This is a genomic window from Thalassovita sp. (genome assembly GCF_034670005.1).
Classification (GTDB): domain Bacteria; phylum Pseudomonadota; class Alphaproteobacteria; order Rhodobacterales; family Rhodobacteraceae; genus Thalassobius.
Genome location: NZ_JAXMOH010000002.1, coordinates 557,666 through 584,344, shown reverse-complemented (window position 1 = coordinate 584,344; position 26,679 = coordinate 557,666). Strand labels below are relative to the sequence as shown.

24 protein-coding genes are annotated in these 26,679 nt (G+C 58.1%); 12 read left to right on the top strand and 12 right to left on the bottom strand.

The genetic code is table 11. The annotated features are described in order from the left end of the window. Positions 1–101 precede the first annotated feature (101 nt). Positions 102–341, top strand: coding sequence for an Lrp/AsnC ligand binding domain-containing protein (locus VOI23_RS06715; protein WP_323783376.1), 240 nt, complete (start codon positions 102–104; stop codon positions 339–341). A 10-nt stretch (positions 342–351) separates the two neighbouring features. Here the strand turns inward: VOI23_RS06715 and VOI23_RS06710 are convergent, their stop codons facing one another. The 4 genes from VOI23_RS06710 to VOI23_RS06695 all read right to left on the bottom strand — a co-directional run bounded on the left by VOI23_RS06710 (position 352) and on the right by VOI23_RS06695 (position 7,490). Continuing rightward, positions 352–2,940, bottom strand: a complete 2,589-nt coding sequence (locus VOI23_RS06710; protein ID WP_323783374.1) for a hybrid sensor histidine kinase/response regulator — start codon at positions 2,938–2,940, stop codon at positions 352–354. Between the two features lie 414 nt (positions 2,941–3,354). Further along, entirely contained in the window at positions 3,355–5,574 is a 2,220-nt protein-coding gene (locus tag VOI23_RS06705) for a PAS-domain containing protein (RefSeq protein WP_323783372.1), read from the bottom strand. A gap of 4 nt (positions 5,575–5,578) precedes the next feature. Continuing rightward, positions 5,579–6,760 (bottom strand): FIST N-terminal domain-containing protein, encoded by a 1,182-nt coding sequence (locus VOI23_RS06700; protein ID WP_323783370.1) that lies wholly within the window; start codon positions 6,758–6,760, stop codon positions 5,579–5,581. A gap of 40 nt (positions 6,761–6,800) precedes the next feature. Next, complete coding sequence (locus VOI23_RS06695; RefSeq protein ID WP_323783368.1) at positions 6,801–7,490, bottom strand: response regulator transcription factor; 690 nt, start codon at positions 7,488–7,490, stop codon at positions 6,801–6,803. Positions 7,491–7,667: 177 nt separating this feature from the next. Between VOI23_RS06695 and VOI23_RS06690 the strand changes: the two genes are divergently transcribed. From VOI23_RS06690 to VOI23_RS06675, 4 genes are all read left to right on the top strand, one after another. Continuing rightward, entirely contained in the window at positions 7,668–8,189 is a 522-nt protein-coding gene (locus VOI23_RS06690; protein ID WP_323783366.1) for a carbon monoxide dehydrogenase subunit G, read from the top strand. A gap of 54 nt (positions 8,190–8,243) precedes the next feature. Next, positions 8,244–8,729 (top strand): (2Fe-2S)-binding protein, encoded by a 486-nt coding sequence (locus tag VOI23_RS06685; RefSeq protein WP_323783364.1) that lies wholly within the window; start codon positions 8,244–8,246, stop codon positions 8,727–8,729. A 92-nt stretch (positions 8,730–8,821) separates the two neighbouring features. Next, a complete protein-coding gene (locus tag VOI23_RS06680) occupies positions 8,822–11,197 on the top strand; it encodes a xanthine dehydrogenase family protein molybdopterin-binding subunit (protein ID WP_323783362.1) in 2,376 nt (791 codons plus the stop codon). A 54-nt stretch (positions 11,198–11,251) separates the two neighbouring features. Then, on the top strand, positions 11,252–12,034 hold the full coding sequence (locus VOI23_RS06675; RefSeq protein ID WP_323783360.1) for a xanthine dehydrogenase family protein subunit M: 783 nt from the start codon (positions 11,252–11,254) through the stop codon (positions 12,032–12,034). 186 nt (positions 12,035–12,220) lie between these two features. Here the strand turns inward: VOI23_RS06675 and VOI23_RS06670 are convergent, their stop codons facing one another. After that, positions 12,221–12,817 (bottom strand): class I SAM-dependent methyltransferase, encoded by a 597-nt coding sequence (locus VOI23_RS06670; RefSeq protein WP_323783358.1) that lies wholly within the window; start codon positions 12,815–12,817, stop codon positions 12,221–12,223. A gap of 75 nt (positions 12,818–12,892) precedes the next feature. Next, entirely contained in the window at positions 12,893–13,438 is a 546-nt protein-coding gene (gene infC / locus VOI23_RS06665; RefSeq protein WP_323783719.1) for a translation initiation factor IF-3, read from the bottom strand. Between the two features lie 196 nt (positions 13,439–13,634). Here infC and VOI23_RS06660 point away from each other — a divergent pair, with 196 nt between their 5' ends. After that, positions 13,635–14,303, top strand: coding sequence for a translation initiation factor 3 (locus VOI23_RS06660; RefSeq protein ID WP_323783356.1), 669 nt, complete (start codon positions 13,635–13,637; stop codon positions 14,301–14,303). Between the two features lie 101 nt (positions 14,304–14,404). On the opposite strand, the gene VOI23_RS06655 is transcribed toward VOI23_RS06660, so the two are convergent. The 5 genes from VOI23_RS06655 to VOI23_RS06635 all read right to left on the bottom strand — a co-directional run bounded on the left by VOI23_RS06655 (position 14,405) and on the right by VOI23_RS06635 (position 18,448). After that, on the bottom strand, positions 14,405–15,259 hold the full coding sequence (locus VOI23_RS06655) for a ferredoxin--NADP reductase (RefSeq protein WP_323783354.1): 855 nt from the start codon (positions 15,257–15,259) through the stop codon (positions 14,405–14,407). Positions 15,260–15,335: 76 nt separating this feature from the next. Beyond that, entirely contained in the window at positions 15,336–15,749 is a 414-nt protein-coding gene (locus VOI23_RS06650) for a DUF934 domain-containing protein (RefSeq protein WP_323783352.1), read from the bottom strand. After that, on the bottom strand, positions 15,749–16,489 hold the full coding sequence (locus VOI23_RS06645) for a phosphoadenylyl-sulfate reductase (RefSeq protein ID WP_323783350.1): 741 nt from the start codon (positions 16,487–16,489) through the stop codon (positions 15,749–15,751). The genes VOI23_RS06650 and VOI23_RS06645 overlap by 1 nt, the downstream gene beginning before the upstream one ends. Beyond that, positions 16,479–18,146 carry a nitrite/sulfite reductase gene (locus VOI23_RS06640; RefSeq protein WP_323783348.1) on the bottom strand — a complete coding sequence of 556 codons (1,668 nt, stop codon included), beginning with the start codon at positions 18,144–18,146 and terminating at the stop codon, positions 16,479–16,481. Before VOI23_RS06640 ends, VOI23_RS06645 begins: the two co-directional genes overlap by 11 nt. Then, positions 18,146–18,448: a DUF2849 domain-containing protein gene (locus VOI23_RS06635; protein ID WP_323783346.1), complete on the bottom strand. Its 303-nt coding sequence runs from the start codon at positions 18,446–18,448 to the stop codon at positions 18,146–18,148. Before VOI23_RS06635 ends, VOI23_RS06640 begins: the two co-directional genes overlap by 1 nt. 146 nt (positions 18,449–18,594) lie before the next feature. On the opposite strand from VOI23_RS06635, the gene VOI23_RS06630 reads away from it, so the two are divergent. From VOI23_RS06630 to VOI23_RS06605, 6 genes are all read left to right on the top strand, one after another. Further along, positions 18,595–19,056, top strand: a complete 462-nt coding sequence (locus VOI23_RS06630) for an Lrp/AsnC family transcriptional regulator (protein WP_058263493.1) — start codon at positions 18,595–18,597, stop codon at positions 19,054–19,056. 156 nt (positions 19,057–19,212) lie between these two features. Next, positions 19,213–20,964: a sensor histidine kinase gene (locus VOI23_RS06625; protein WP_323783342.1), complete on the top strand. Its 1,752-nt coding sequence runs from the start codon at positions 19,213–19,215 to the stop codon at positions 20,962–20,964. After that, positions 20,961–22,184: a sigma-54 dependent transcriptional regulator gene (locus tag VOI23_RS06620; protein WP_323783340.1), complete on the top strand. Its 1,224-nt coding sequence runs from the start codon at positions 20,961–20,963 to the stop codon at positions 22,182–22,184. Before VOI23_RS06625 ends, VOI23_RS06620 begins: the two co-directional genes overlap by 4 nt. Positions 22,185–22,534: 350 nt before the next feature. Further along, on the top strand, positions 22,535–23,542 hold the full coding sequence (locus VOI23_RS06615; protein WP_323783338.1) for a DctP family TRAP transporter solute-binding subunit: 1,008 nt from the start codon (positions 22,535–22,537) through the stop codon (positions 23,540–23,542). A gap of 78 nt (positions 23,543–23,620) precedes the next feature. Continuing rightward, positions 23,621–24,310: a TRAP transporter small permease gene (locus VOI23_RS06610; protein WP_323783336.1), complete on the top strand. Its 690-nt coding sequence runs from the start codon at positions 23,621–23,623 to the stop codon at positions 24,308–24,310. Positions 24,311–24,314: 4 nt separating this feature from the next. Further along, the gene (locus VOI23_RS06605; protein ID WP_323783334.1) at positions 24,315–25,691 is read left to right on the top strand and encodes a TRAP transporter large permease; all 1,377 of its coding nucleotides are present in this window, start codon (positions 24,315–24,317) and stop codon (positions 25,689–25,691) included. Positions 25,692–25,831: 140 nt separating this feature from the next. Here the strand turns inward: VOI23_RS06605 and tpiA are convergent, their stop codons facing one another. Then, entirely contained in the window at positions 25,832–26,587 is a 756-nt protein-coding gene (gene tpiA, locus VOI23_RS06600) for a triose-phosphate isomerase (protein WP_323783331.1), read from the bottom strand. Between the last annotated feature and the right edge of the window lie 92 nt (positions 26,588–26,679).

The window sequence follows — 26,679 nt, the reverse complement described above, 5'->3', positions numbered from 1 at the left end:
GGGCATTTCCAAGGCTGCAATAGGCCCCGATACGGGAATGCAAATCATCGTTGCAGCGCCAGCGTGGACGTGCCAGCTTGGCGCAAAGAGGAACGAGCCCCATGAGCACCTGCGTATTTATCCAGATTCGCTGCAAACCCGGCACCACCTATGAGGTGGCCGAGGAAATCGCCCTGCGCGAAATCCATTCCGAACTGTATTCGACCAGCGGCGAATATGATCTGCTGATCAAGCTGTATATCCCCAAAGGTGAAGATATCGGCAAATACATCAATGAAAACCTGCTGCATATAGATGGCATTGAACGGTCGTTGACGACGCTGACTTTCAAGGCATTCTGATCGGCTAGGCTCAGATCTTTTCCAGCGCATCGAGCGTGTCGCGCAGCAGTTCAGGCAGCGTTTTCCGCAGTCCCGCAACGGTGGCGCTGTCGTCGCGTTTACCGGCCAATTCGATTTCGATCAGCACTTGCCGCAATCGTTCGGCGCCGAACAAGGCCGCGCTGGAGGCGAATTTATGGCAGCGATCCGCGATCTCCGCCAAGTCCTGTCCGTCGTCCTGCAGCCAGTCGACGAGGTCGGTCAGTTCGTCGGTCATTTGTGACAGCAACATCGGATAAGCAGAATCGACGCTTTCGCGCAGTGCGGCATTGGTGTCCGGATTGATCAATTGCTGGTCCGGGGCAGCATCGGGAGATCGTGACGATTGCGGCACCGCATCCTGTCGTGGCAATTTCGTATGAGTGCGGATGATCCGTTCCAGATCCTGCCGCATCAACGGTTTGGCCATGACATCTTGCATACCGTCTTGCAAAAACTCGGCTACATTTTCCGGCAGAACATGGGCGGTCAGTGCCACGATCGGGGTCTTGGACGATGGGCCATTTTCGGCGCGGATGCGCCGGGTGGCTTCGCGCCCGTCCAAAACCGGCATCGAAATATCCATCAGGATCAAGTCGAATGTTTTTTCAGCGGCCTTTTCGACACCGAATTGGCCGTTATAGGCTTCTTCGATCCTGTGGCCTTCACGTTTTAGCATTTCGCGCACGACGTTACGGTTAATTTCGTTATCCTCGACCACGAGGATGTCGAGGCCGGGACCGTTCGCTGGTTGTTCGGGGGCGGCGGGTAGGTCGTTTTCTGCGTCCCCGGTATCTGCCCGGGCATTGTTCTGGTTCAGTTGATCAATGTCGGGTGCGGTCGTTGCGGGCGGGGCTTCGGCGTCTGCCATTGGAATGCGGACCCAGAATGTAGATCCTTCCGCCAGCACGCTTTCGGCACCGACTTCGCCGTTCAGCATCGCGGTGATGCGCTTGACGATACCCAGTCCCAGCCCGGTGCCGCCCGCTTCGCGGTTATAGGCGCTGTCGCTGGTGACAAAATCGTCAAACACGCTTTTCATGTCCTCTTCGGAAATGCCCATGCCGGTATCTACCACCCGGAATTCGACAATGTCAGAGTCGGGATCGGTGTGTATTTCGACGGTGATATCGCCGTCTTTGGTGAATTTGACCGCGTTGCTTACGATGTTAATCAGGATTTGCTGGATGCGGCCCGGGTCTGTCTGGACCCATTCCCGCTTGGGCCCAAACCATACGGTCTCAAGCTTATTGCCGCGACTGTTGGCCTGATCCCTCAGGCTTGTCAAAACCGCCGAAACCAGGTTTTGCAGATCTGTTGGGCGATTGCGCAGGATTGGTTTGCCAGCCTCGTAACGTGCGATATCCAGCACGTCGTTGATATGGTCCATCAGCAGCTTGCCCGATGTGGCCATGTTTTCCACATAGGATTTCTGGCTTTGGTTCAGCGGGGTGTCCTGAATCAGAGACAGATTGCCCAGCAAGCCGTTCAGCGGGGTGCGGATTTCGTGGCTCATCACCGCAAGGAACCGCGATTTCGCTTTTTCGCCAGCCAAGGCCTGATCGCGCGCTTCGATCAGATCCTGTTCCGACCGGACCCGGTAAGAAATGTCGCGGATGAAAGCGATAAAGAAACGGCGACCGTTCACTTCGCTTTTCTGCAAGGCCAGTTCGATGGGGAACAGATCGCCATTGCGGCGTTTGGCGTCCAACCGGACCCGGCCCTTGTTGACCACGTGGAATGGACCGCCCATTCGGACGCGGTCCATCGACTTCTGATGAGTTTCTTTAAAGTGGTCCGGAACAATCAGATCGGCCACTTCGCAGCCGATCGCCTCGTCCCGGCTATAGCCGAATATTTCCACGGCAGCGTTGTTGAATTCTTCGATGATTCCGTGTTCATCGGCAACGATCACCGCATCCAACGCTGTCGAAATCACCGCGCGGGTTCTTTGGCTGGCTTCGAGAACCTGACGCCGGCGTTCATCCGATCTGCGGTTCAGCGTATTGTAATAATAGGCCAGCAGCACCAACGTACCCATCAGTAGCGCGGATGTCGCCGCCAGGATCATCAGGGTCCTGGAAATCTGATTGCGCTGCTCTTTGCGCTTTTCAGCATAGAGCAGAAGCCCTGAACCGGCCAGTCGCCGCACCTGAGGGGCAAGATCAGCGGCGCGCTGATCCAGATCGCGCAATCCCGCCGCCAGGGTTGTATTGCCGCCGTCGATCACCGGCACGGTGCGCGACAGGAAATTGCGGACCGCGGTGAGCGCGGTGTCGAAATTTTCTTGGCCGCGCAGATTGTCAAAGGTCGGGGAGACCTGAAAAACGTCTATACGGCTGTAGAAAATGTCGAATTTCTGGCGCACCAGGTCCAGGCTTTCGGCGTCATCCGGTTTGGCCTCGTGGATGCTGTTGCGATAGGTCAGAAATTCGACTTCGGACTGGCTCAGCGACCATTGCACGTTTTCGCTGTACGCGCCGCGCAACTGCTGAACTTTTCGCACAACATCAATGGTTTGAAATACCACCAGCAAGAAGCTGACGGCGGCGATCGCCATCAGTACTCTGGAACTACCCATGCCCCGCCCAGTTTCATCGATACCCAAGTCGTCATTTTTTTCGATCCCGCGCGCTGCACTTTGTGACACCCTATTAAGAGCGGCACGCTCTGTCGAGCCTTCCGTGCGAGAAGTGTAAAAAGACGATTCGGGCACTGTTAAACGATACCAATAGTTACGTTACTGATTTGGGCAGGCTTGCGCCGTATTAGGGTCTGTATGCCCATATTCCGAATGCCCGTTTTACGCGCGCCTACGTTACAGGGAGGGAGGGCGGCGTAAAAATGGGCGGTGTTTGGAACCGGGCAGCCCGATCCTTATCCGAAAGCCTAGCAATTCTGGGGAGTTAAGTCTGTCCCTTCAAAAGGATGGGATACCCGTTTTGGCAGGGTGCCTGAACGACCTAAGTATATATCGTGGTCTTGACCGGACAGGCTATTTCCCTAGGGGTTGACGGAACGCTCTTAACAGAAAGGCGCGCAACTCGGCCGGGGCGATGGGTTTGTGCATCAGGTGAATTCCGTTCTTCTGACTGACCTGAGTAACTTCGACCGAACGGTTGGCGGTGGCCAGGCAACTGGGGATCGGTCCAAATTCGGCGCGCAGGGCGTCGATCAGATCGGTGCCCAGCTCGTCGTCATCGAGTTGATAATCGGCCACAATCGCATCCGGGGTGACACCAAATTCGTTGATCAGGCTTCGCGCTTCGGGCTCAGTTGCACAGGCCAGAACGGTGACGTCCCAATGTTCCATCGCAAGGGTTAGAGCATTGCGCAGCTCCGCATCGTTCTCAACCAGAAGCACGATCATGTTTTCCAGGCTGTCACATGGCATTACCCGTTGCGCCGCCGTTTGCCGCGCCGCTTCGTTTTCGCGTTGCGTCAATGGGACTTCGACCGAAAACATCGTACCCTGCCCGGGGGTCGAGCGGATTTGCAGCGGGTGTTGCAGCAAAGCGCAGGCTCGTTCGACGATCGCCAGTCCCAGACCCAGCCCTTCAGAGGCGCTGCTGAGACTGTCGACCCGATGAAATTCTCGAAAGATCAGGTCCTGCTGATCTTCAGGGATGCCAGGCCCGGTGTCATGCACTTCGATCCGGATCGTGTTCTTCAGGTGCCGGGCCCCGACCAAAACACGCCCGGTTTCGGTATAGCGGACCGCGTTTGCCATCAGGTTTTGCAAAATACGGCGCAGATAGGTGGCATCGCTACTCACCACTGCCGAAGACGGCACCATGCGCAATTCCAGTCCTTTGTGCTGTGCCATCGGTGCCAGTTCGTCCTGCAACTGGGTCATGATCCGCATCAGCGGCACTTGCCCGACATGAACCGAGGCCCGGCCCGAATCCAGTTTCGAAATATCGAGCAACGCGCCCAGGATGCTTTCGACACTGACAAGCGCGTTGTTGGCGCGGTCGAGCACCGAGCGGATCTCGGAATCTGGATGATCCGCTGCGACCGATCCAACATAAAGCTTGGCAGCCGAAAGCGGTTGCAGCAGGTCATGGCTGGCTGCGGCAACAAAGCGGGATTTCGACGCGTTCGCCCGTTCTGCTTCGGCCAGCGCGTCTTCCAGTTCTAACGTGCGTTCGTTGACCCGCTGCTCCAGCATTTCATTGGCATTATAGACCGCCTGAACGGCCGAGCGTTCCGCACTGACATCGGTGAAGGAAAACACGAAACCCTTGTCGGGCATTTCCTGGGCGAAAACGGTCAGAATCTTGGAGTTGCTATGTTGCAATTCGAATGACAGTGGCGGGCGCTCTTTTTCTGTGCGTACCCAGTCTTCGATCTTCTGGCCCGACATGCCATCTTCGAAGCTGACCTCGTTGCGGAACCGTTCAAACAGCATCAGAAAATTGATTCCCATGCGGAATCGCCCCAGTGGGATCGACAATAATTCACTGGCGCGCTGGTTCCAGCCGATCAGCCGCGCCTGACTGTCGAAAATACAAACGCCCTGGTCCAGATGATCCAGCGTGGCGCGGATCAGTTTGGCCTGATCGTCCAGCATACGGTCCCGTTCGCGCCGTTCCAGCCGCATGATATCGGAAACGTCGGTTTGCAGGATGACCGTGCCGCCGTCGGGGGTGCGGTGTTCGCTGACCTGAACCCATCGGTTCCACACCATGCGGGCGTTGAAGATGACATGGTGATCCATGTGCCGTTCCATCCGGCGCGCGGCCCATTGATCGGGCGTTTCGGCCTGACCCAGCGATATGAACTGTGAATGACTGACCAGACGCACATAGTCCTGGAAGCTTAGACCGGGCACCATTTTGTCGCGGATGTCGGGCATATGCATTCCGAAACGACTGTTGCACATGACCAGTTTTTCATCGGAATTGAACAGCGCAAAGCCTTCCTGCACGGTTTCAATGGCATTGGTCAGGTTGGTCTGGGCGGCTTCGGTTTCGCGGTTGGCCTGTGCCAGCTTGGCGTTGGATTCGTTCAGAAGCTCCAGCGCTCGGGCCAGATCCCGGGTCCGCGCGCGCACCTCTTCTTCCAGAATGACGGCACGCTGAAACTGGGCATAGGCCGCGCCTGACTCGTCGCCGCTCCGTTCCACTCGCCGCATCAGCGACTCGGTGATCTTAATCAGCTTTTCATTCTGCCGTTCGGTGGAATCACGCGGATCAATCAGGGAATGGCTCATGGCTTCAGCCTGTTTTTGTAGAATGCTCGGGCGGATAAATGGCAACGCCGGTCAGCGTCTGATTTACATGCATCGAGTTTAACTGTTCGCCATAGGTGGAAAAGCCCACAACCCGGTTTTTTGCTAAAATATCGGATATCTGTCCCTTGATTTGTTTCTGTTCTGCCTCAACTTTGCGCAGCAGACAGTCACAGGCGAGGATGGTATCAGGGGCACCACCGACCGAAAGGGCCTGCATTTCCTGTTTCAGGTGCTCGACCATGTCCAATGGTTCGGCCAGAGTCAGTACCAGACCTTCATCAATTGCCGAAAAGAAACACAAATCACCGTTTTCGGCGACCTTTTGAATCGACCTGACATGATGCTGATCGCCAATCCGCACCACCACCGGATGGGCGGCAAAGGTGAACGTGTCGAGCTGTTCAGGATCTTTGCCAAGCACGCGCGCATATTCCCGTGCTGCGGGTTCGGCATTGATTTCGTAAACCAGCCGCTGCTCGGGATAGGCGCCCGTCACCACCATGCGCTGTTCGGTCGGGATCAGGTGGTCGCTTTTGAACACCTTGATAGGGCAAATCGTGCGAATTTGGGCCACAATTGCGGCGTTGCGCAGGACCTTGCCATTGGCGATCAGGAATGTCGTTTCGAAGGTTTCCCCGTCTCCGGCCGAGCCACCAAAAAGAGGTACCGGTCCCAGTCCGAGCGCCAGATCGGCGGTCAGTTTATCTTCGCAGCGAGACAGCCCGTCAATCATCAGGAAATTGAACTCATAATCCCAGTCGGGAACGTCCCGCATCAGGGCATTGCGGCCCTGAATCATCCGGTCGATCAGGGTCTGCGCGTCATAGTCGCCCAGATCATCCACCTGCAACATACGGGCGCGGAACTGCGCGCGGGGGAACCCCACCGCGACAATACTGCCGTCCGAATAGCCATCGCAATTCAATTCGCCCGCCGTGGTGCAGCCCAGAACCAGACTATCGTTGAACACTTCGATGGACCGGGACGCGATCTGTGCGATATCCGCCTGTGGCGACACGAACAAAAGCACGAGGTCGAAATCGACATCGCCAAGGGCGCGGGACAGATCCTGAACGGGATCGGCAACGGTGCACACGACATTGGCTGTGCGCACGATTTCAGGCGCACAGCGAACCGCTTGTGACGGACCCGCGAACTGGTCCATCCACTCTCCTCCCATTTTTCCTCCCCACGATAGTCGCGGTTTAACTGCTGTCTTGCAAGATCGTACTAAAGCTCGTTTCATTGGCGATCAGCACCGCCTGAGTCCGACTTTGCACTCCCAGCTTGCGCATGATGGCCGTGACATGGGCCTTGACCGTGGTTTCAGCGATGGACAGGTCATAGGCAATTTGCTTGTTCAGCTTGCCTTCGCAGATCAGTTGCAGAATGCGGGCCTGTTGATTGGTCAGGGTGGCTAGCCGGGCGGCGGCGTCATTGCCATCCAGATCGGCCGCGTCGTCGAGCAGGTCATACCCGTCGGGGATGAACACTTCGCCGCGACGGATTGCGTCGAACGCGGCGGCAAAAACATCGCGCTGACTGTGTTTGGGCACGAAACCGGCAGCGCCCGATTTGATCGCGGATGTGATCACCCGATTATCGCTCATCGAAGAAACGACGATCACCGGTGCCTGTGTCGCGGTTTTCAGGCGGATCAGCCCGTCAAAGCCCTTCACATCCGGCAAGTTCAGATCCAGCACCACGATGTCGGGGTTACCATTTTGGTGAATTTCGCTCAGGGCGGCTTCGAGGCTTGCGGTGGCGCGGATCGTTGCGGTGCCGGTCACCGCCTGCAATGTCATAGCCAGAGCGTCGCAAAACAGCGGGTGGTCATCGACAACAAGGGCCGATTGGATTTCGGACGGACTGGACGAAGCCGTACTGTGTGTCATCACCTTGCCTTATACCGAAACGGAGCGTTATCGTTCACAATATCAAGCCTGATCTTCGGCGCATACTAGTCAAAGGTCGTATCCCAAAGCAGTTTCAGTCAGGGTCATACGCCCTTAGTAGCATAGCCATCATGCCGCGTTTGAGATTAGCTCGTCCATAACAAGGAGGACCCATCTATGCATCTGACTGATTCCCGCGAGATCAATGCGGACCGTCAAACCGTCTGGGCGGCACTGCTTTCTGCAGATGTACTCAAGGAATGCGTGCCCGGATGCCAGGAAATGACGGGGTCGCCCGAAGAAGGATTCGAAGCGACCGTTATGCAGAAGGTCGGTCCGGTCAAAGCGACCTTTAAGGGCGCTGTCAGCCTGTCCGATATCGTCGAGGGCGACAGTCTGACCCTGACCGGGGAAGGCAAGGGCGGCGCGGCAGGCTTCGCCAAGGGCGGTGCGAAAGTGTCTCTGGAAGATCTGCCCGAGGGCGGTACCAAGCTGATTTACGATGTCGAAGCTAAGGTCGGCGGCAAGCTGGCGCAGCTGGGAAGCCGTATCATTGATGGTTTTGCCAAGAAAATGGCAGACCAGTTTTTCGAACGATTCCAGCAGGTCGTGGAAGGCCCGGGTGAGGCGGATGACGCCGCGGCAGAAGGTGAAGATGGCGAGAAAAAGGGTTGGCTGAAAAAAGTTTTCAGTTCTTAATCCAATACAATCATCCAAGCATGTAGAAAATTTTATCGGCTTAGGGAGGGCACGATGACAGAAGTGAGTATGGTAGTGAACGGCCGCAAGGTGTCAGGTGATGTCGAGGGGCGTACGCTTCTGTCGGCATTCCTGCGTGAAAACCTTGGCATGACGGGTACTCATGTGGGTTGCGACACGTCGCAATGTGGAGCCTGCGTGGTTCACGTCGATGGCGCCGCGGTGAAATCCTGCACCATGTTTGCGCTTGATGCCGACGGCGCCGAGGTGGCGACGATTGAAGGTCAGGCTGCACCGGACGGGACGCTGAACGTCATTCAGCAGGCGTTTCAGGATTACCACGGTCTGCAATGCGGGTTCTGTACCCCGGGCATGGTGATGTCGGCAGCCGCGCTGCTTAAGGATAATCCCAAGCCGAGCGAGGCCGAGATTCGGGATTACCTGGAAGGCAATATCTGCCGCTGTACCGGGTACCACAATATTGTCCGCGCGATTATGGCCGCCAGTGGTCAGGACGTGCCTGCGGTCGCAGCCGAGTGACCGGAAGCCGCGCGGTTTGCGCGCGGTATTTGAGTATTTTCAGAACAGTGAAGGGGCAGGGTAAACCTGTTCCGATCTAGGGAGGATTCACTATGCCGAAGGATCATGGCATCGGCGCCAGCTCGAAGCGGCGCGAAGACGTAAGGTTCCTGACCGGGGACGGTAATTATACCGACGACATCAATATCGCGGGGCAGACCTATGTCCATTTCCTGCGCTCTGACGTCGCGCATGGCATTATTACCAATATTGATAGCTCAGCCGCCGAAGCGATGGACGGCGTGCTCAGGGTGTTCACATCGAAGGACTTTGAAGCCGTGGGCGGTATTCCCTGTGGCTGGCAGGTGACCGACAAGTTCGGTGAACCGATGCAGGAACCCAAGCACCCGGTTCTGGCCGAAGGTAAGGTACGTTATGTCGGTGACCCGATTGCCGCCGTCGTGGCCGAAACGCCGGAACTGGCCCGCGATGCGGCCGAGGCGATCGTGGTCGATATCGACGAATTGCCGGCCGTGGTGGACATGAAAGCCGCGCTGGCGGACGGCGCCACCAAGGTGCATGACGATCTGACCTCGAACCTTTGCTATGACTGGGGGTTTGTGGAGGAAAACAAGGCTGCGGTGGATGAAGCGATCGCCAATGCCGCGCATGTCACCACGCTGGAACTGGTTAATAACCGGCTGGTCGCCAATCCAATGGAACCGCGGGTGGCGATTGGTGATTACAGCCGCGGTACGGATGATCACACGCTTTACACCACGTCCCAGAACCCACATGTGATCCGGTTGCTGATGGGGGCCTTCGTGCTGGGCATTCCGGAACACAAGCTGCGCGTGGTTGCACCCGACGTGGGCGGCGGGTTCGGTACCAAGATTTTCCATTATGCCGAAGAAGCCTTCGTGACCTTTGCCGCCAAGGCGGTGAACCGTCCGGTGAAATGGACCTCGTCACGGTCCGAGGCGTTCATTTCCGACGCTCATGGCCGCGATCACGTGACCAAAATCGAACTGGCGCTGGACAAGGACAACAATTTCACCGCGCTGCGCTGTGAAACCTATGCCAATATGGGGGCTTACCTGTCGACCTTCGCCCCGTCTGTTCCGACTTGGCTGCACGGGACATTGTTGGCTGGCAATTACACGACGCCATTGGTTTACACCAACGTAAAGGCCGTGTTCACCAATACCGTTCCGGTCGATGCCTATCGCGGTGCGGGGCGACCCGAAGCGACCTTCCAGTTGGAACGGGTTGTCGACAAGGCGGCGCGCGAATTGGGGGTCGATCCAACGGAACTGCGCCGGCAAAACTTCATCAAGCCGGAACAGTTCCCCTATGACACGCCTGTGGCGGTCACTTATGACACCGGCAATTATCACGCGACGCTGGATAAGGCGTTGGAGATGAGCGACTACGCCAATTTCGACAAGCGCGTGGCCGAGAGCAAATCGCGCGGCAAGCTGCGCGGTCTGGGCGTTGCCCATTTCATCGAAGCCTGCGGCATCGCGCCGTCGAACCTTGTGGGGCAACTGGGCGCGCGCGCGGGTCTGTATGAAAGCGCCACGGTGCGGGTTAACGCCACCGGTTCGATCAGTGTTCTGACCGGCTCGCACAGCCACGGTCAGGGGCATGAAACCACCTTCCCGCAGGTGATTGCCGAAATGATCGGTATCGATGAAAGCCAGATCGATATTGTCCATGGCGATACCTCGAAAACGCCGATGGGCATGGGTACTTACGGATCGCGGTCAATCGCGGTCGGCGGGTCGGCCATGGTCCGTGCCGCGGAAAAGGTGATCAATAAGGCCAAGAAGATCGCGGCCCACCTGATGGAAGCGTCAGAGGCCGATATCGAACTGGCTGATGGACAGTTCAGTGTGGCTGGCACAGACAAATCGGTTGCTTGGGGTGACGTCACCCTGGCTGCTTATGTGCCGCATAATTATCCGCTGGAAGATATCGAGCCGGGTCTGGAAGAAACCGCTTTCTACGATCCGTCGAACTTCACCTATCCGTCGGGGGCCTATTTCTGCGAAGTGGAAGTCGACCCGGACACGGGCGCGGTCGAGGTTCTCGGTTTCACCGCGGCGGATGATTTCGGCAATGTGATCAACCCAATGATCGTCGAAGGTCAGGTCCATGGCGGCGTGGCACAAGGGATCGGTCAGGCGCTGTTGGAAAACTGCTCCTATGATGACAACGGTCAGTTGCTGAGCGGGTCCTTCATGGATTACGCAATGCCGCGGGCTTCGGATCTGCCCACTTTCGATGTCGATCATTCCTGCCAGACACCCTGTACCCATAACCCGCTTGGGGTGAAGGGCTGTGGCGAGGCAGGGGCAATCGGATCACCGCCCGCGCTGGTCAATGGGGTGATCGATGCATTGCATCGTGGCGGATATCCTGTTGAACATATCAACATGCCGCTGAGCCCGTCGCGCGTCTGGGAAGCGATCCAGTCGGTTAAGTGATATCAACCTTGGGAAAGGGGGCTTTGCCCCCAGACCCTTAGGGGAGGAAACAAGATGTACAATTTCGAGTTCGAAAAACCAGCCACCGTGGAAGAGGCCGTGGCAGCCCTGAAGGCTGAAGACGCCCAGCCGCTGAGTGGCGGTCAGACCCTTATTCCGACGATGAAACAGCGCCTGAACGCGCCATCGAAACTGGTAAGCCTGATCGGGATCGACGCGCTGAAGGGTGTTTCGGCTGCGGGCGGGGTTCTGACCATTGGTGCTGGCACCACCCATGCCACAGTGGCCGCCGAAGCCGGGGCCTATCCGGCGCTGGCGGCTCTGGCGGGTGGGATCGGCGATCCGGCGGTGCGCAATCGCGGCACTATTGGCGGGTCTCTGGCCAATAACGACCCGGCGGCCTGCTATCCGGCGGCAGCGCTGGGCTCGGGTGCGACGGTGGTGACCAATGCGCGCGAGATCGCGGCGGATGACTATTTCCAGGGCATGTTCACCACGGCGCTGGAGGAAGGTGAAATCATCACCTCGGTCAAATTCCCAATCCCGGAAAAGGCCAATTACCAGAAGTTCGAACAGCCAGCGTCGCGTTTTGCACTGACCGGTGTGTTCGTTGCCAAGACTGCCGATGGTGTCCGTGTTGCTGTGACCGGCGCATCGGAAGAGGGGGTGTTCCGCTGGACCGAGGCAGAAGAGGCCCTGTCGGCGAATTTCTCACCCGAGGCCGTGGACGGGCTGAGCGTGCCGCAAGACGGGCTTATCGGCGACCTGCATGGCACTCCGGCCTATCGAGCAAGCCTGATCAAGACATTGACCAAGCGGGCGGTTGCCGCTGCTTGATTGCGACTGAAAAATTGGAACGGCGCGCTCAATCCGGGCGCGCCGTTTTCTTTGCTACATTGGGTATTGAGTATTTTGGGCATTGAGTATTTTGGGAACAGTGAAAGAGCAGAAGTTTCTTTCATCGTTCTGGAAAATGCTCAATCGGCGGAGCCTGCCAAAAATTGGTGGTTGAGACTTGGGCGTTTATCCTGGTTTGCGCGCTACGAAATCAATCAATGCCGACATGCCTGAATGGCCGCGGCCTTCCTGCACTTCGCGTTCGTATTCGCGGCATTCCAGGATGTCCCAACCGGCGAAGGCAGTGCGTAGGGTGGCCTCGGTATACATGTTTTCGACAAAGGGCGGTCCGCCGGTGCCATGGTCCAGCTGTTTCGGCGTATAGCCGTGCAGCAGTATCAGACCGCCAGGTTTGACCGCCTGTTTCATGCCTTCGAACAGTTTGTGCCGTTCTTCGGGGCCGACGAACTGAATGAAGACACCGGCGACAAGATCATAAGTTTCAGGCCAATCGTAACGCAACACGTCCGCATGGCGGAAATCCACCTGGACATCCCGCGTCTGCGCTAGCTTTTCCGCCTTGGCGATGGCCGAAGGCGCGAATTCCAGCGCGGTGACCTGCATTCCCTGCTGCGCCATCCAGACCGAGTTGCGCCCTTCACCATCGGCGACAGACAGTGCCGTGGCGCCCATTTTCAGGTACTCGGCGTGTTCGGTCAGGAACCGTGCCGGATCGGTGCCGAACACGTAGTCATCCGTTGCTGAAAACCGTTTTTCCCACATCAGGTCGCCCTTCAAATGCAAACGCCCCCAAGGGTAACCTGACCCGGGGGCGTTTCAATGGCTTGTCACAAGAAATTATTTGGGTAGCGGCCCGATCATCATGATCATCTGGCGGCCTTCCATCTTCGGCATGTTTTCAACCTTACCGATTTCAGTGATGTCCTTTGCCACGCGTTCCAGAAGTTCACGACCCAGATTCTGGTGCGCCATTTCCCGGCCGCGGAACCGCAAAGTGATTTTCACTTTGTCGCCGCTTTCCAGGAACTTCACCACGTTGCGCATCTTGACCTCATAGTCATGCGTATCGGTGTTGGGGCGGAATTTCACCTCTTTGACTTCGATGATCTTCTGCTTTTTCCGCGCCTCGGCTTCGCGTTTCTGCGTTTCATATTTGAACTTGCCGAAATCCATGATCTTGCACACGGGCGGTGTGGCATTGGGCGAAATTTCCACCAGATCCAGACCCACCTCTTCTGCCATGGCCATAGCGCGTGCAGGGGTGACAACACCGACATTTTCACCGTCAGCGCCGATCAGGCGGATTTCCGTAGCACGAATGCGTTCGTTGTAACGGGGGCCGGTGTCGCGCGTCGGGGGCGCGTTGTGAGGTCTGCGGGCTATGGTTTTCTTCCTTCAATTGTTGGCGAATTCGAGGACCTAACGTAACGATTTCGCCGGATTACTTCAAGCGGCAAATCCTCGCCTATGCGTTTAATTTTAGCACTTTCCCCCTTGTTGCCGACAGGGTTGGTCGGCATGTCGTGACCATGGATAGAACGGGCCGCAAACCGGTCCCGGAAAGAAAAGGTGATTTGAGATGAAAAATGCGATTTGGGTAGTGCTGGCGGCGATCGTGATTGCAGCGGCGTATTTTGTGTTCGTCAAACCAAATATGGAAAGCGAACCGGTCCCGGTGGCCGAAACCCCGGCAGCAAGCGTGCAAGCCCCCACGCCGGTTGAAGACGTGACCGAAGACACGAATGAATCTGCACAGGAAGCGGTTGAAACCGCTGTGGAGAACGCCACCGAAGCGGCCGGACAAGCCGTGGAGGAAACCGTTCAGGGCGTCACAGAAGCGGCAGAAGATGCGGTTCAGGCGGTGGTTGAAGGCAGCGCAAGCGCGACCGAAGCGGCCAGCGATGCCGCAGGCGCCGCTGCGGATGCGGCACGCGATGCAGCAAACGCGGCGATGGACACCGCCACAGACGCGGCGGGCGATGCGGCTGAAACAGCCAGCGAGGCCATGACCGAAAGCCCCGAGGCAACGGAAGATGCAGCCACAGCTGATTCCGCTGAAGCCACTGATCCTGCGGAGCTGTTCACCGTTGATGGGTTCGCTCTGGACAAGGCGCTGGAATATATCGACGCGTCTGATTTGAATGCGACGACCAAAATGGTGACCAAGGCGGCGATCGAAAAAGCCAAGGATAATCCCGAGCTGTTGAAAGCGGCGCTGCAGGCCGCGCGGGCGAAACTGGGGCTGTAAACCCGCCCGGTCGCGAATACAGAAACGCCGCGCGATCCTTCGCGCGGCGTTTTCATATTGCAGTGTTGTCGATCAAGACGGCAGAACGCGCAGCACCTCGATCAGTCTAGAAACGCTTTTTCCACCACGTATTGCGCTGGTTTCGAATTGGCACCCTCTTCCAGGCCGTAGTCTTCCAGCATCGCCTTGATTTCAAGATTGAAGGCCAGATTTCCGCAAACCATCGCGCGGTCGTCTTGCGGATTGATTGGCGCGACGCCCAAATCCTCGAACGCTTCGCCTTTGCGCATCAGGTCGGTGATCCGACCCATTTTCGGGCTCTTTTCGCGGGTGGTGGTGGGGTAATACTTGATCTTCTTCCAGAACCCGTCGCCGATCACGTCGTTCAGCAGTTCGTCGTCTTTAAGCGCTTCGATCAGGTCATGACCATATTGCAGTTCGCCAGCTTCGCGGCAGGTATGGGTGATGATGACCTCGTCATAATCTTCATAGGTCTGCGGTTCGCGCAGCAGCGAGGCGAAGGGCGCAAAGCCGGTGCCGGTGGCAAAGAACCAGATCCGTTTGCCGGGCAGCAGCGCGTCATGCACCAATGTACCCACGGGTTTCGGGCGCAGGATGATCTGATCGCCCACTTCGATATGCTGCAGTTTCGAGGTCAGCGGCCCATCCTGTACCTTGATCGAATAAAATTCCAGTTCCTCGTCCCAACTGGGCGAGGCGATCGAATAGGCCCGCAGCAGCGGTTTTTGTTTGCCCGTCTTGGGATCAGGATCGCCCATCAGCCCGATCATCACGAATTCACCCGATCGGAACCGCAGCGATGCAGGCCGGGTACAGCGGAAGGAAAACAAACGATCCGTCCAATGCTTAACCTCGGTCACGGTCTGTGCGTCGGGCAGGGTGGGCAGTTTGGGCGCAGGGGCCGCAGTGTCGGTCACGGTGGTCATCTCGGTCATTATGTTTCAAACCGGTCAGTAAACCGGCAGTCCCCAGTTAGCTTTGATCCATGTCAGATGAAAGGCGTAAACGGTTTCACCCGGCGCGCAGCCGGGATTGATAATCGTGGCTTTGCCAATTGGCGCGGAATGTCCATTCCGCTTCGGGCTGGCGGCTGGCCTGATCATCGCTGATTTCCACTTCGTCAAATCCCGACCGGCGGGCCATGGCGTATTGGTCTGAAATCACATGGCCACAGGCGCGCAAACGCCCGGTAAAGCCCATCAGCCGCAATTGCCGCGCAATGGTGAACCCGCGACCATCGGCGAAACTGGGGAAATCCACGCGGATCAGGTGCAGGACCGGTAGCCTGTCCACCAAGTCTTGAGGATCGGCATCGGGGTCAAGATCAATGGCCAAAGCGGCGCTATCGGTCACGTCATCAAGCGCTAGGATGTCACCTGCGAAATCATCGGTCTGAAAACCATTATCGGTCACGATCACGCTCATTATGCTGCTCCAATTCTTACCATTTTGCCATCCACCAGATGGATACCGCATTCTTCTTTGTCACTGCCCCGCCAGCGCCCCGCCCGTTCGTTTTCGCCAGCCTTAACCGGCGAGGTGCAGGGGGTGCAGCCGATCGACGGATACCCTTTGGAAATTAGCGGGTGGCGGGGCAGCCGGTTGTTGATCATATAGTCCTGCACATCCTGCTTGTCCCAATGGGCCAGCGGGTTGACCTTGATGCGCCTGTCCTCTTCGTTCTCGAAGAAATCCAGCGTGGCGCGGCTGGCACCCTGAAACCGTTTGCGCCCGGTTATCCAGGCGTCAAACCCTTTCAGCGCCTGTTCCAGTGGCCGGGTTTTACGCAGATCGCAGCAGGCATCGGGATTGCTTAGATGCAGCGCGCCATAGGGATCTTCTGCATCCAGCGTGACCTTGTCGGCGCGGATGATGCGCAAATCTGTCAGGCCAAGAAGCCCGGCCACGTCTTGCTGATAGGCCAGCGTTTCGGGAAACAGCATTTGGGTGTCAATGAACACGACGGGGGTAGAGCGGTCCACCATCGCCACCATGTGCAGCAACGCGACGCTTTCGGCCCCGAAGGAGCTGACCATTGCAATGCGGCCGACCTGCGGATCGCTCATGGCACGTTTCAGCACCGCGCTGGCGGCGTGATGCCGATAACGCGCATTCAGATGCATGACCCGGTCGGCGACCGGGGTGAACGGGGCTTCAAGCGGCATTCTTCTTCGTGGCCTCCGGATAGAGCGCAGCCTTGAACGGGGCCGGGCCCAGTCGGCGATAGGTGTCGAGGAAGGTTTCTTCGGCCACGTCGCGCAGATCCAGATAGGTGCGGATAATCCGTTCGATCGCATCGGTGATTTCGTCATAGGCGAAACCGGGGCCGGTGCGCTGACCGATCACCGTGTCCTCGGTGCCGTCGCCGCCAAGGGTGATCTGGTAATTTTCCACCCCCGCCCGGTCCAGCCCCAGAATGCCAATATGGCCGACATGGTGATGGCCGCAGGCGTTGATGCAGCCCGAGATCTTGATCTTCATCGGGCCGATGTCATGTTCCAGCTTCAGGTCGTCGAACCGTTCCGCGATCTGCTGCGCGACCGGGATCGAACGGGCGGTCGCCAGCGCGCAATAATCCATGCCGGGGCAGGCAATGATATCACTGATCAGCCCGATATTGGCGGTTGCCAAGCCAGCGGGTTTCAGCGCCGCGTGCAAGGCGGGCAGGTCGGATTTGTGCACATGCGGCAGGACCACGTTCTGTTCGTGGCTGATGCGCAATTCGCCATGTCCGTAGCGGTCGGCCAGGTCGGCCATCAGTCGCATCTGGTCGCTGGACGCATCGCCCGGAGTCTGGCCGTGCGCTTTAAGCGAAATCGACACAATAGCGTAACCGGGTGCCTTGTGAGCGTACAGGTTGGTGTCGGCCCAGGAGCGGAACACCGGATTGTTGGCATAGGCCAGCTCAAAGGGAGCTTCGTCCTTGGTAGCAAATTCGGGCGCGGCGAAATGCGCCTCGATCTGCGCCAGCAGTTCCTGATCGACGCCGGTAAACAGCCGCCGCAAGTCTGCGAACCGCGTCTCGACCTTGTCGCGTATCGCGTCGATCCCGTTTTCGTTGACGGTGATCTTGATCCGCGCCTTGTACTTGTTGTCGCGCCGTCCCAGCGTGTTGTAGACCGACACGACCGCCTCCAGATAAGGCAGCAGATCAGCGCGGGGCAGGAAATCGCGGATCACCTTGCCCACCACGGGTGTGCGGCCAAGACCGCCGCCGACGATCACCTCGAACCCGGCCTCGCCATTCCGTTCAACCATCCGTAGCCCGATATCGTGGGCGCGGGTCACGGCGCGGTCGTTGGGCGATCCGGTGATGGCGATCTTGAACTTGCGCGGCAGGAACTGGAATTCCGGGTGATCGGTAGACCATTGCCGGATCAGTTCCGCCACTGGTCGCGGATCGTCGATTTCATCCGCTGCGGCCCCGGCAAAATGATCGGCGGTCACGTTGCGGATGGTGTTGCCGCTGGTCTGGATCGCGTGCAGCTTCACCTCGGCCAGCGCGTCAAGGATATCGGGCACCTCAGGCAGTTTCGGCCAGTTGTACTGGATGTTCTGCCTTGTGGTGAAATGGCCGTACCCCTTGTCGAACTTGTCGGCGATCAGCGCCAGTTGACGCATCTGGTCGGCGCTCAGCGTGCCATAGGGGATTGCCACCCGCAGCATGTAGGCGTGCAGCTGCAGATAGAGCCCGTTCATCAGCCGCAGCGGTTTGAATTCATCCTCGGTCAGCGACCCGTCGATACGGCGCTGAACCTGGGCACGGAACTGCGCGTTGCGGGCGGACAGGAAGGCATCGTCGAAATCACTATAGCGATACATCAGATCAACTCCGCCTGTTTGCCGTGGAAGTAGTTCGAGGGGCCGCTGCGGCGAAAATTCTCGCGGAAATGGCTGGGTTCGGGACCATCGGCGCCGTTGTTCACATCGGCCAGATAGGCACCGACGATCCGTGCCTGCTGACGCTCGGCCTCCAGAAGGCGCAGCTGGGCATGGGCTTCGTCCTCGATCACCTCGGCGTTGCACAGCATCGGCGACCAGTCGTCGTTTTCCGTGAAATAGACGACTTCACCTTCCAACAAGGCGTTGGCGGTGATGACTTTGGGTGTAAAGGGACGTGCCATGACAGGGCCTTTTCCTCTGGTTGACTTGATGCCCAATATAGAAAATATTCCCCCTATTGCGCTATGTGCTGGAACAAATAAGGATCTGGTTCAGGCAATACGCGCTGATATGGTGATAATGTTCCAAAATGGGCGAAGGGGGCGAAATGTCGGTTCGAATGGATCAGACCGATCGGAAAATCCTGATGGAGTTGCAAAGGGATGCCGGTCAGTCGCTGGATGAAATCGCCCGCAAGGTGGGGTCGTCGAAGACCCCGGTCTGGAATCGTATCCGCAAAATGCGCGACGCCGGGATCATGGGGCCACAGACGGTGGTTCTGGATGCCGAGAAGCTGGGCTTTGAAGCCTGTTTCTTTGTTCTGATACGCACGTCTGAGCACGAAGCAGACTGGCAGGTGAAATTCCTGCAGGCCCTGCGCAACCGTCCCGAAGTGATGGAGGCGCACCGGCTGGCGGGCGATATCGACTATATCCTGAAGGTGCGGGTAAAGAACGCGCGCGCCTATGATGCGTTTTACCAGGCGTTGATTTCCGAGGTGAAGGTGAACAACATCACCGCGCTGCTGTCGATGGAAGAAATCAAATCGACGACGGAATTACCACTGTAGAGCGGCCCGGCCCGGACCCAAGGCCACAGGTCGTTCTGGTGCTGGGTGTCCTTCTGGTCAATCGGTGAAGGTGCAAATGATCTGTCCCTTTCGCATCAGATCATCCATCGTCATGAGCTCTGGTCTTTGCGGGGGCGGGCGCGATAGATTGATGCCATGAAACCTTCGCTGTTGCGACGTCTGATCATCGTCGTTCTGTTCCTACTGGCCGTAGTCGCCGTTTCCGGCGGGGTTTGGCGATATGGCTATGTTCAGGCCCTGGCGCAGCTGGCGCAGCGTGGCAAGGCGGATCTTAGCTTGGCCACCGACCGTTTGACCGGCCAATTGCAGCTTTATCAGCAATTGGCGGTTCTCACGGCGGATCATCCGACCGTGCAGGCGGCGCTGACGAGCGGTGCGAATGACGAATTGCAAAATCTGCTGCAAAAATCGGCGGACAAGACGGCCGCGCTGGATGTGTTTCTGGCCGATGCCGATGGTCGGGTTCTGGCTTCGGCCAACCAATCCGACCCCGCCGACATCGACACGACCCCTTATTTCGTCCGCGCATTACAGGGCGCGTTGGGCGAAGGTCACGGCACCCGTCAGGATACCGGAAACCGGGTCTACTATTTTGCGGCCCCGAGTTTTGGCAAAGATCGAGAGGTTGTCGGGGTTCTGGTCGTGGTGGCCAATATCGACCGGGTTGAATCCGATTGGCGCGGTGCGCGCCCGGCGGTGTTTTTTAGCGATGACCGCAATGAGGTTTTCATTTCCAACCGTTCCGAATTGCTGTTCTGGCGGCAGGGTGAAAATGGCCGGTTGTTCCCACCTGCAGGACCAGAACCGGCCTTTGCCATCGGCCATATCGGTGCCTATGAATTGTGGTTGACGGATTGGTCGCCCTATGTCCCCGGGCGTGCCTTGCATCTGCACCAGGACTTGCCGATCATCGGCATGCGGGCCGAAGCGCTGATTGACGTCGATCCGGCGCGCCGGTTAGCGGCATTGCAGGCAGCGGTTGTGGCCGCGGTGTTCCTGACCTTTGGTGCCTTCCTGTTTCTGGCCACCGAACGTCGGCGTACCCTTGCCGAAGCCAATGCAAGGCTGGAAAGCCGGGTGCAGGAGCGCACCAAGGAATTGTCAGAGGCGAATGTCGCGCTGCGCCACGAAGTCGCCGAACGCACAAGCGCCGAAACAGCGCTGAAACAGGCGCAGGCCGATCTGGTGCAGGCTGGCAAGCTGAGCGCGCTGGGCCAGATGAGCGCCGGGATCAGCCATGAACTGAATCAGCCGCTGATGGCGATTCAGCAATATGCCGAAAACGGATCGGCCTTTATTGCCCGCGCCAAGCCAGAACGCGCGGCGGATAATTTGCAGCGCATTTCGGATATGGCAGCAAGAATGTCGCGGATCATCAAGAACCTACGCGCCTTCGCGCGCAACGAAAGCGAACCTGTGGGCAAAGTCGATCTGGTGCAGGTGATCGAGACGGCGGTGGAACTGGCGGCGGCACGGCTGAAATCTGATCATGTCACGCTCGACTGGGACCCGTCGCGGTATAACGGCCCGGTCTGGGCTCGTGGTGGTGATGTGCGGTTGACCCAGGTTTTCGTGAACCTGATCAACAACGCCACCGATGCGATGTTGGATCAGGAGGATCGACAGATCCGTATCATCATCAATAACAGCAGTAAATTGGCGGTGACGGTGCGCGATATTGGTCCCGGCATTAAGGAACCCGACAAGGTGTTCGAACCCTTCTATTCGACCAAAACGGTGGGCAGTTCCGAAGGCATGGGCTTGGGATTGTCAATTTCTTACGGGCTGGTGCAAAGCTTTGGTGGCAATATCCGCGGCAGCAACACCACCACCGGGGCGATGTTCACCGTTGACCTGGAATACTGGCAGGAGGAAGACGTCGCATGAAGGGGAAGGTTTTGCTGGTCGATGATGATGCGGCGGTACGCGAAGCGCTGGCTCAGACGTTGGAATTGGCCGATTATCATCCCACTGCAGTGGGATCGTTCATCGAAGCCAAGGACCACATTTCCGAAGAGTTCGAAGGTGTCATCCTATCCGATATCCGGATGCCGGGGCGGGACGGGTTTCATCTGCTTGAATATACGCAGAAGTTGGATTCTGAATTACCTGTGGTGTTGTTGACCGGCGAGGGCGACATTCCGATGGCGGTCAAGGCGATGGGGCAGGGTGCGTTCGGGTTTCTGGAAAAACCCTGCCCGCCGGGGGATCTGTTGGCGGTGATCGAACGGGCGATCAAAACCCGGGCGATGGTGCAGGAAAACCGTCGTCTCAAAGCGCAGCTGGAAACCGGCGATCCGGCGGCGCGGATGTTGTTCGGTCAGTCGACCTTGTCCGAGGCGCTGCGCGATCGGGTACGCGCGGCGGCGCGGGCGGGTACCGATGTTCTGATCACCGGGGCGCCGGGATCAGGCATCTACAAGGTGGCCGAGGTGGTGCATTTGTGTTCCATGAGCGCAAAGGGGCCGTTTGTGAAACGCGCCGCTCCGGCGCTGAGCCGGGCCGAAATGACCGAGGTGGTCGCGGCGGCACAGGGCGGGACGCTGTTTCTCGACGATATCGGGGGATTGTCGGCGGATGCACAAATGGCGCTGATCGACGCGCTGGAAGAGGGTGGATTTCGCCTGATCGCAGGGACCACCCAAGACCTGTCCAAGGCGGTGGAAGAAGGGCGGCTGCAAGCCGATCTCTATTACCGGGTTGAGGTTATGATGGTGCGCATCCCGTCACTGTCGGAACGGCCCGAAGATATTCCGGTTCTGTTCCGGCATTACGTGGCTCAGGCGGCTGAACAGGCGGGGCTGGATGCCCCCGAGCTAAGACCCGAGATGGTATCACGGCTGATGACGCAGGAATGGCCCGGAAATGCCCGCGCTCTGATGAGTGCCGCAATGCGCTTTGTTTTGGGATTGAACGATTCCGATGACGCGGCGCAGAAACTGGGGCTTGCAGAACAGCTGGCACAGGTTGAACGGAGCCTGCTGATCACCGCGTTGCGCAAGGCCGAAGGTCATGCCAGCGCAGCGGCCAAGGCGCTGAAGCTGCCGCGCAAGACGTTTTACGACAAACTGGCACGGTATGGAATCAAACCCGAAGAGTTTCGCTAAGCGCGAGGGTGAGACGTTTGCTGGTTCAGAAACACCTGAAACCCGTGCCGGATTTTGGGGCAAACACCGCAGCCGGTAGGGGATTCGACAGCAATGGGTAAAACCACTTTGTGCGAAATTTCACACAGTCGCCGCTTTTTGTTGTGCGGCTTATCGCACAATGCTGTTTTGCAGCACGGAGGGTTTGTTGAGGTGGGCCCCATAGTGTCTTGAAAGATATAATAATTTCATGCCCCTTCACGCGTTTGTCAGTTTTTCTTGAGCGTATGACGCGGAATGGGGAAAGGTCCTCATGCCGCGCCCGGAGGAGGCGCAAGACATCATTACCGATCTCTCGGGAGGAGACAGACATGAAATTCCTGACCACCGCAGCTGCCGCGCTGGCGCTGAGCGTTTCTGCATCGGCCGTCATGGCGTCCGCTGGCTGCGACGACGGCGAAATCGTCATTAAATTCAGCCATGTGACCAACACCGATAAGCACCCCAAAGGGATCGCCGCATCGTTGCTGGAAAAGCGTGTGAACGAGGAAATGGACGGCAAGGCCTGCATGGAGGTCTTTCCGAACTCGACGCTCTATAACGACAACCAGGTCCTCGAAGCGATGCTGCAGGGCGATGTGCAATTGGCAGCGCCGTCCTTGTCGAAGTTCGAACAGTTCACCAAGCAATTCCGCATCTTCGACCTGCCCTTCATGTTCAAGAATATCGACGCGGTGGATGAATTCCAGAATTCTGAGACCGGACAGGCGATGAAGGAATCGATGACCCGTCGCGGTTTGCTGGGGCTGGCCTTCTGGCATAACGGTATGAAACAGATGTCGGCAAATAAGGCGCTGGTGGACCCGACCGACGCGAACGGGCTGAAATTCCGGGTGCAGAATTCCGATGTGCTGAAAGCACAGATGGCGGCCTTGGGCGGCAGCCCGCAGCCGATGGCGTTTTCCGAGGTCTATGGCGCCCTACAGACCGGCGTTGTTGACGGTCAGGAAAACACCTGGTCGAACATCTATGGCAAGAAGTTCTTTGAAGTGCAGGATGGCGTGACCGAAACCAATCACGGTATCATCGATTACTTGCTGGTGACCTCGACCGATTTCTGGGACAGCCTGCCCGAAGACGTGCGCGACCAGCTGGCCACCATCATCGACGAAGTAACCGCGGCGCGGAACTCGGAATCCACCAAAGTGAACAGCGACGCAAAGAAGTCGATCATTGATGCTGGTGGTGTGGTACGCCAGCTCGACGACGATAAACGCGCTGCCTGGGTCGCCACGATGAAACCGGTCTGGGAGCAGTTCAAAGGGGATGTCGGCGAAGACAATATCGCCGCTGCTCAGGCGATCAACGCCAAGCACTGAGCCTGAATTCAGGCCAACTGTCCCGGCTCCCTCAACGGAGCCGGGTTCTTCACATCCACTCGGGGGACGGGGGCTCGGATGTCTCATCACCACTCTTCGCAAACGGCCTTGGGCCGGGCGGTCAACGAATTCGAGGAAACCGCGATCGCGCTGATCCTCGGCTTGATGACCCTGATTACCTTCATCAATGTCGTGCTGCGCTATGGCTTCAATACCGGACTGATTTGGGGGCTGGAAATGACCACCTTCCTGTTTGCCTGGCTGGTGCTGTTCGGCATGAGCTATGCGGTCAAGGTTACTGCGCATCTGGGCGTCGACGCGGTGATCAACCTTTTCGATTTGCGTATTCGCCGGGTGCTGGGTCTGATTGCCGGGGCGCTTTGCATTTTTTACGCCTTCCTGCTGTTCAAGGGGGCCTGGGATTACTGGGCCAATTTCGCCAACCTGCCGCAGACCGACGGGCGCTGGTTTCCGCTGGGCTTCGAAGAAATGAAGCGTACCAGCTATCGCAGCTGGTACGAGGTGGTCGATATCCCAATGCCGGATTGGCTGCGCTGGATCGAACCGCTGATCAACGAAGGCGAGGCTTATGAAAAGATCCCGCGCTTCATCCCTTATGCGATGCTGCCGATCGGGGCCGGGTTGCTGTTGTTCCGGTTCGTACAGGCGACGTGGCGCGTGATGACCGGCGAGGCCGACAGCCTGATCGCCAGTCACGAAGCCGAAGACGCCGTCGACGACGTCCGCAGCCTGAACGCAGAGGACTAAGTATATGGAAGTCGCAATTCTCTTTGCCATGGTCGTCGGCCTGATGCTGCTTGGCGTGCCGATCGCGGTCAGCCTCGGGCTGTCCTCCATCCTGTTCCTGCTGGCGCTCAGCGACACCTCGCTGGCGTCGGTGGCGCAGAGCTTTTTCCAGGCGATGGCGGGGCATTACACGCTGCTGGCGATCCCGTTCTTCATCCTGGCCTCGTCCTTTATGTCCACCGGTGGGGTGGCGCGGCGGATCATCCGGTTTTCCATCGCCATCGTGGGCCATTTCCACGGCGGACTGGCGATTGCGGGTGTGTTCGCCTGCATGATGTTCGCCGCCCTATCGGGGTCGTCGCCAGCCACCGTGGTGGCCATCGGGTCAATCGTGATCGCGGGTATGCGCCAAGTCGGTTATTCCAAGGATTTCGCCGCCGGGGTGATCGCCAATGCTGGCACCTTGGGCATCCTGATTCCGCCCTCGATCGTGATGGTGGTCTATGCCAGCGCCACCGACGTGTCGGTCGGGCGGATGTTCCTGGCCGGTGTCATCCCCGGGCTGCTGGCCGGTACAATGTTGATGACCACGATCTATGTCATCGCGCGGCTGCGCAACCTGCCCAAGGGCGAATGGCTGGGTTGGGGCGAAGTCGTTGCTTCCGGTATGGACGCAATCTGGGGGCTGTTCCTGATCGTGATCATCCTGGGCGGCATCTATGGCGGTATCTTCACCCCGACCGAAGCGGCGGCGGTGGCGGCGGTCTATGCGTTCTTCATCGCCAGCTTCGTCTATCGCGACATGGGGCCGCTAAGCCGCCCCGAAGGCGAACGCAACCTGTCGCTGCTGGAAAAACCGCTGGCGCTGATTACCGCATTTTTTCACCGCGATACCCGCGATACGCTGTTCGAGGCGGGCAAGCTGACAGTGACGCTGATGTTCATCATCGCCAATGCGCTGATCCTGAAGCACGTGCTGACCGACGAACAGATCCCGCAGCAGATCGCCGGCGCGATGCTGGCAGCGGGTTTTGGCGCGGTGATGTTCCTGGTGATCGTCAATGTGATCCTGCTGATCGGCGGTCAGTTCATGGAACCCTCGGGGCTGATCGTGATCGTGGCGCCACTGGTGTTTCCGATTGCCATCGAGTTGGGCATTGATCCGATCCATCTGGGCATCATCATGGTGGTCAACATGGAAATCGGCATGATCACACCACCGGTGGGGCTGAACCTGTTCGTCACCTCCGGTGTGGCCGGGATGCCGATGATGCGGGTGGTCAGGGCCGCATTGCCGTTTCTCGCGGTATTGTTCGTTTTCCTGATCATGGTGACCTATATCCCGTGGCTCAGCACCTATTTGCCGAACTCGATCATGGGGCCTGAGATCATTACCAAGTGATTGGGGCATAAACTGAAACACGGCGCCCCTTGCGGCGCCGTGTTTCAGTTTTGTTTAAGGTGTCTTTCTGAGGTGACAAAACTCCTGAGAAGGACTTTCCGAGCCTCCGGCGGGAGTATTTTTGCCAAGATGAAACGCGGTCAGCTTGCTGCGGTTTCCAGCGCTTCGATGATCGGAGAAAAATCGGCGGCTTTCAGGCTGGCCCCGCCCACCAGCGCGCCGTCGACATTGGTTACGGTAAAGATATCTGCGGCATTGCCCGGCTTGACAGAGCCGCCATAGAGCAGCCGTATGGAATGGCCCGTATCTGCGCCGAAGCGGTGTTCCAGCCGCGCGCGGATGAAATCATGCACTTCGCCGATCTGGTCCAGCGTCGGCACCTTGCCAGTGCCGATGGCCCAGATCGGTTCATAGGCGATGACCAGGTTTTCAGCTGTTGCATTGTTCGGCACCGAGGCGGCCAACTGGGCGCCGATGATGTCGAGCGTGTTGGCGGCGTCGCGCTGTGCCAGCGATTCGCCGACGCAAATCACCGTGATCAACCCGGACTGATGCGCCGCGAGCGCCTTGGCGCGGATCATCTCGTCGCTTTCTTCATGCTGCTCACGCCGTTCCGAATGGCCAAGGATCACCGCCCCGGCCCCGGCATCAGCCAGCATCGCGGCAGAGATGTCGCCGGTAAAGGCACCGCTGGGTTCGCTGTGGCAATCCTGGCCGCCGATCATCATCGCATGGGGGGACATCCGTGCCGCCGCAGCGGCGATCAGGGTCGCGGGCGGACAGATCAGCAGGTCGATGGCACTATCGGCATGTTTGGCTGTCAACGCGTCGATCTGGTCCAGCTCGGCGCTCAGGCCATTCATCTTCCAGTTTCCCGCTGCCAGCTTGCGACGCATAATTCATTCCTTGCCTGTTAAGTTTTGTCATCGCCGCATCATTGCCAGAAGCGCCCGCAGGTCAAGGGGCAGCGGGCGGCACCGGTTAGAGG

Bases quoted from the DNA above. Each gene is read 5' to 3' on its own strand.
- VOI23_RS06715 (WP_323783376.1), top strand. From the start codon at position 102: ATGAGCACCTGCGTATTTATCCAGATTCGCTGCAAACCCGGCACCACC.
- VOI23_RS06710 (WP_323783374.1), bottom strand. From the start codon at position 2,940: ATGGGTAGTTCCAGAGTACTGATGGCGATCGCCGCCGTCAGCTTCTTG.
- VOI23_RS06705 (WP_323783372.1), bottom strand. From the start codon at position 5,574: ATGAGCCATTCCCTGATTGATCCGCGTGATTCCACCGAACGGCAGAAT.
- VOI23_RS06700 (WP_323783370.1), bottom strand. From the start codon at position 6,760: ATGGACCAGTTCGCGGGTCCGTCACAAGCGGTTCGCTGTGCGCCTGAA.
- VOI23_RS06695 (WP_323783368.1), bottom strand. From the start codon at position 7,490: ATGACACACAGTACGGCTTCGTCCAGTCCGTCCGAAATCCAATCGGCC.
- VOI23_RS06690 (WP_323783366.1), top strand. From the start codon at position 7,668: ATGCATCTGACTGATTCCCGCGAGATCAATGCGGACCGTCAAACCGTC.
- VOI23_RS06685 (WP_323783364.1), top strand. From the start codon at position 8,244: ATGACAGAAGTGAGTATGGTAGTGAACGGCCGCAAGGTGTCAGGTGAT.
- VOI23_RS06680 (WP_323783362.1), top strand. From the start codon at position 8,822: ATGCCGAAGGATCATGGCATCGGCGCCAGCTCGAAGCGGCGCGAAGAC.
- VOI23_RS06675 (WP_323783360.1), top strand. From the start codon at position 11,252: ATGTACAATTTCGAGTTCGAAAAACCAGCCACCGTGGAAGAGGCCGTG.
- VOI23_RS06670 (WP_323783358.1), bottom strand. From the start codon at position 12,817: ATGTGGGAAAAACGGTTTTCAGCAACGGATGACTACGTGTTCGGCACC.
- VOI23_RS06660 (WP_323783356.1), top strand. From the start codon at position 13,635: ATGAAAAATGCGATTTGGGTAGTGCTGGCGGCGATCGTGATTGCAGCG.
- VOI23_RS06655 (WP_323783354.1), bottom strand. From the start codon at position 15,259: ATGACCGAGATGACCACCGTGACCGACACTGCGGCCCCTGCGCCCAAA.
- VOI23_RS06650 (WP_323783352.1), bottom strand. From the start codon at position 15,749: ATGAGCGTGATCGTGACCGATAATGGTTTTCAGACCGATGATTTCGCA.
- VOI23_RS06645 (WP_323783350.1), bottom strand. From the start codon at position 16,489: ATGCCGCTTGAAGCCCCGTTCACCCCGGTCGCCGACCGGGTCATGCAT.
- VOI23_RS06640 (WP_323783348.1), bottom strand. From the start codon at position 18,146: ATGTATCGCTATAGTGATTTCGACGATGCCTTCCTGTCCGCCCGCAAC.
- VOI23_RS06635 (WP_323783346.1), bottom strand. From the start codon at position 18,448: ATGGCACGTCCCTTTACACCCAAAGTCATCACCGCCAACGCCTTGTTG.
- VOI23_RS06630 (WP_058263493.1), top strand. From the start codon at position 18,595: ATGTCGGTTCGAATGGATCAGACCGATCGGAAAATCCTGATGGAGTTG.
- VOI23_RS06625 (WP_323783342.1), top strand. From the start codon at position 19,213: ATGAAACCTTCGCTGTTGCGACGTCTGATCATCGTCGTTCTGTTCCTA.
- VOI23_RS06620 (WP_323783340.1), top strand. From the start codon at position 20,961: ATGAAGGGGAAGGTTTTGCTGGTCGATGATGATGCGGCGGTACGCGAA.
- VOI23_RS06615 (WP_323783338.1), top strand. From the start codon at position 22,535: ATGAAATTCCTGACCACCGCAGCTGCCGCGCTGGCGCTGAGCGTTTCT.
- VOI23_RS06610 (WP_323783336.1), top strand. From the start codon at position 23,621: ATGTCTCATCACCACTCTTCGCAAACGGCCTTGGGCCGGGCGGTCAAC.
- VOI23_RS06605 (WP_323783334.1), top strand. From the start codon at position 24,315: ATGGAAGTCGCAATTCTCTTTGCCATGGTCGTCGGCCTGATGCTGCTT.
- tpiA (WP_323783331.1), bottom strand. From the start codon at position 26,587: ATGCGTCGCAAGCTGGCAGCGGGAAACTGGAAGATGAATGGCCTGAGC.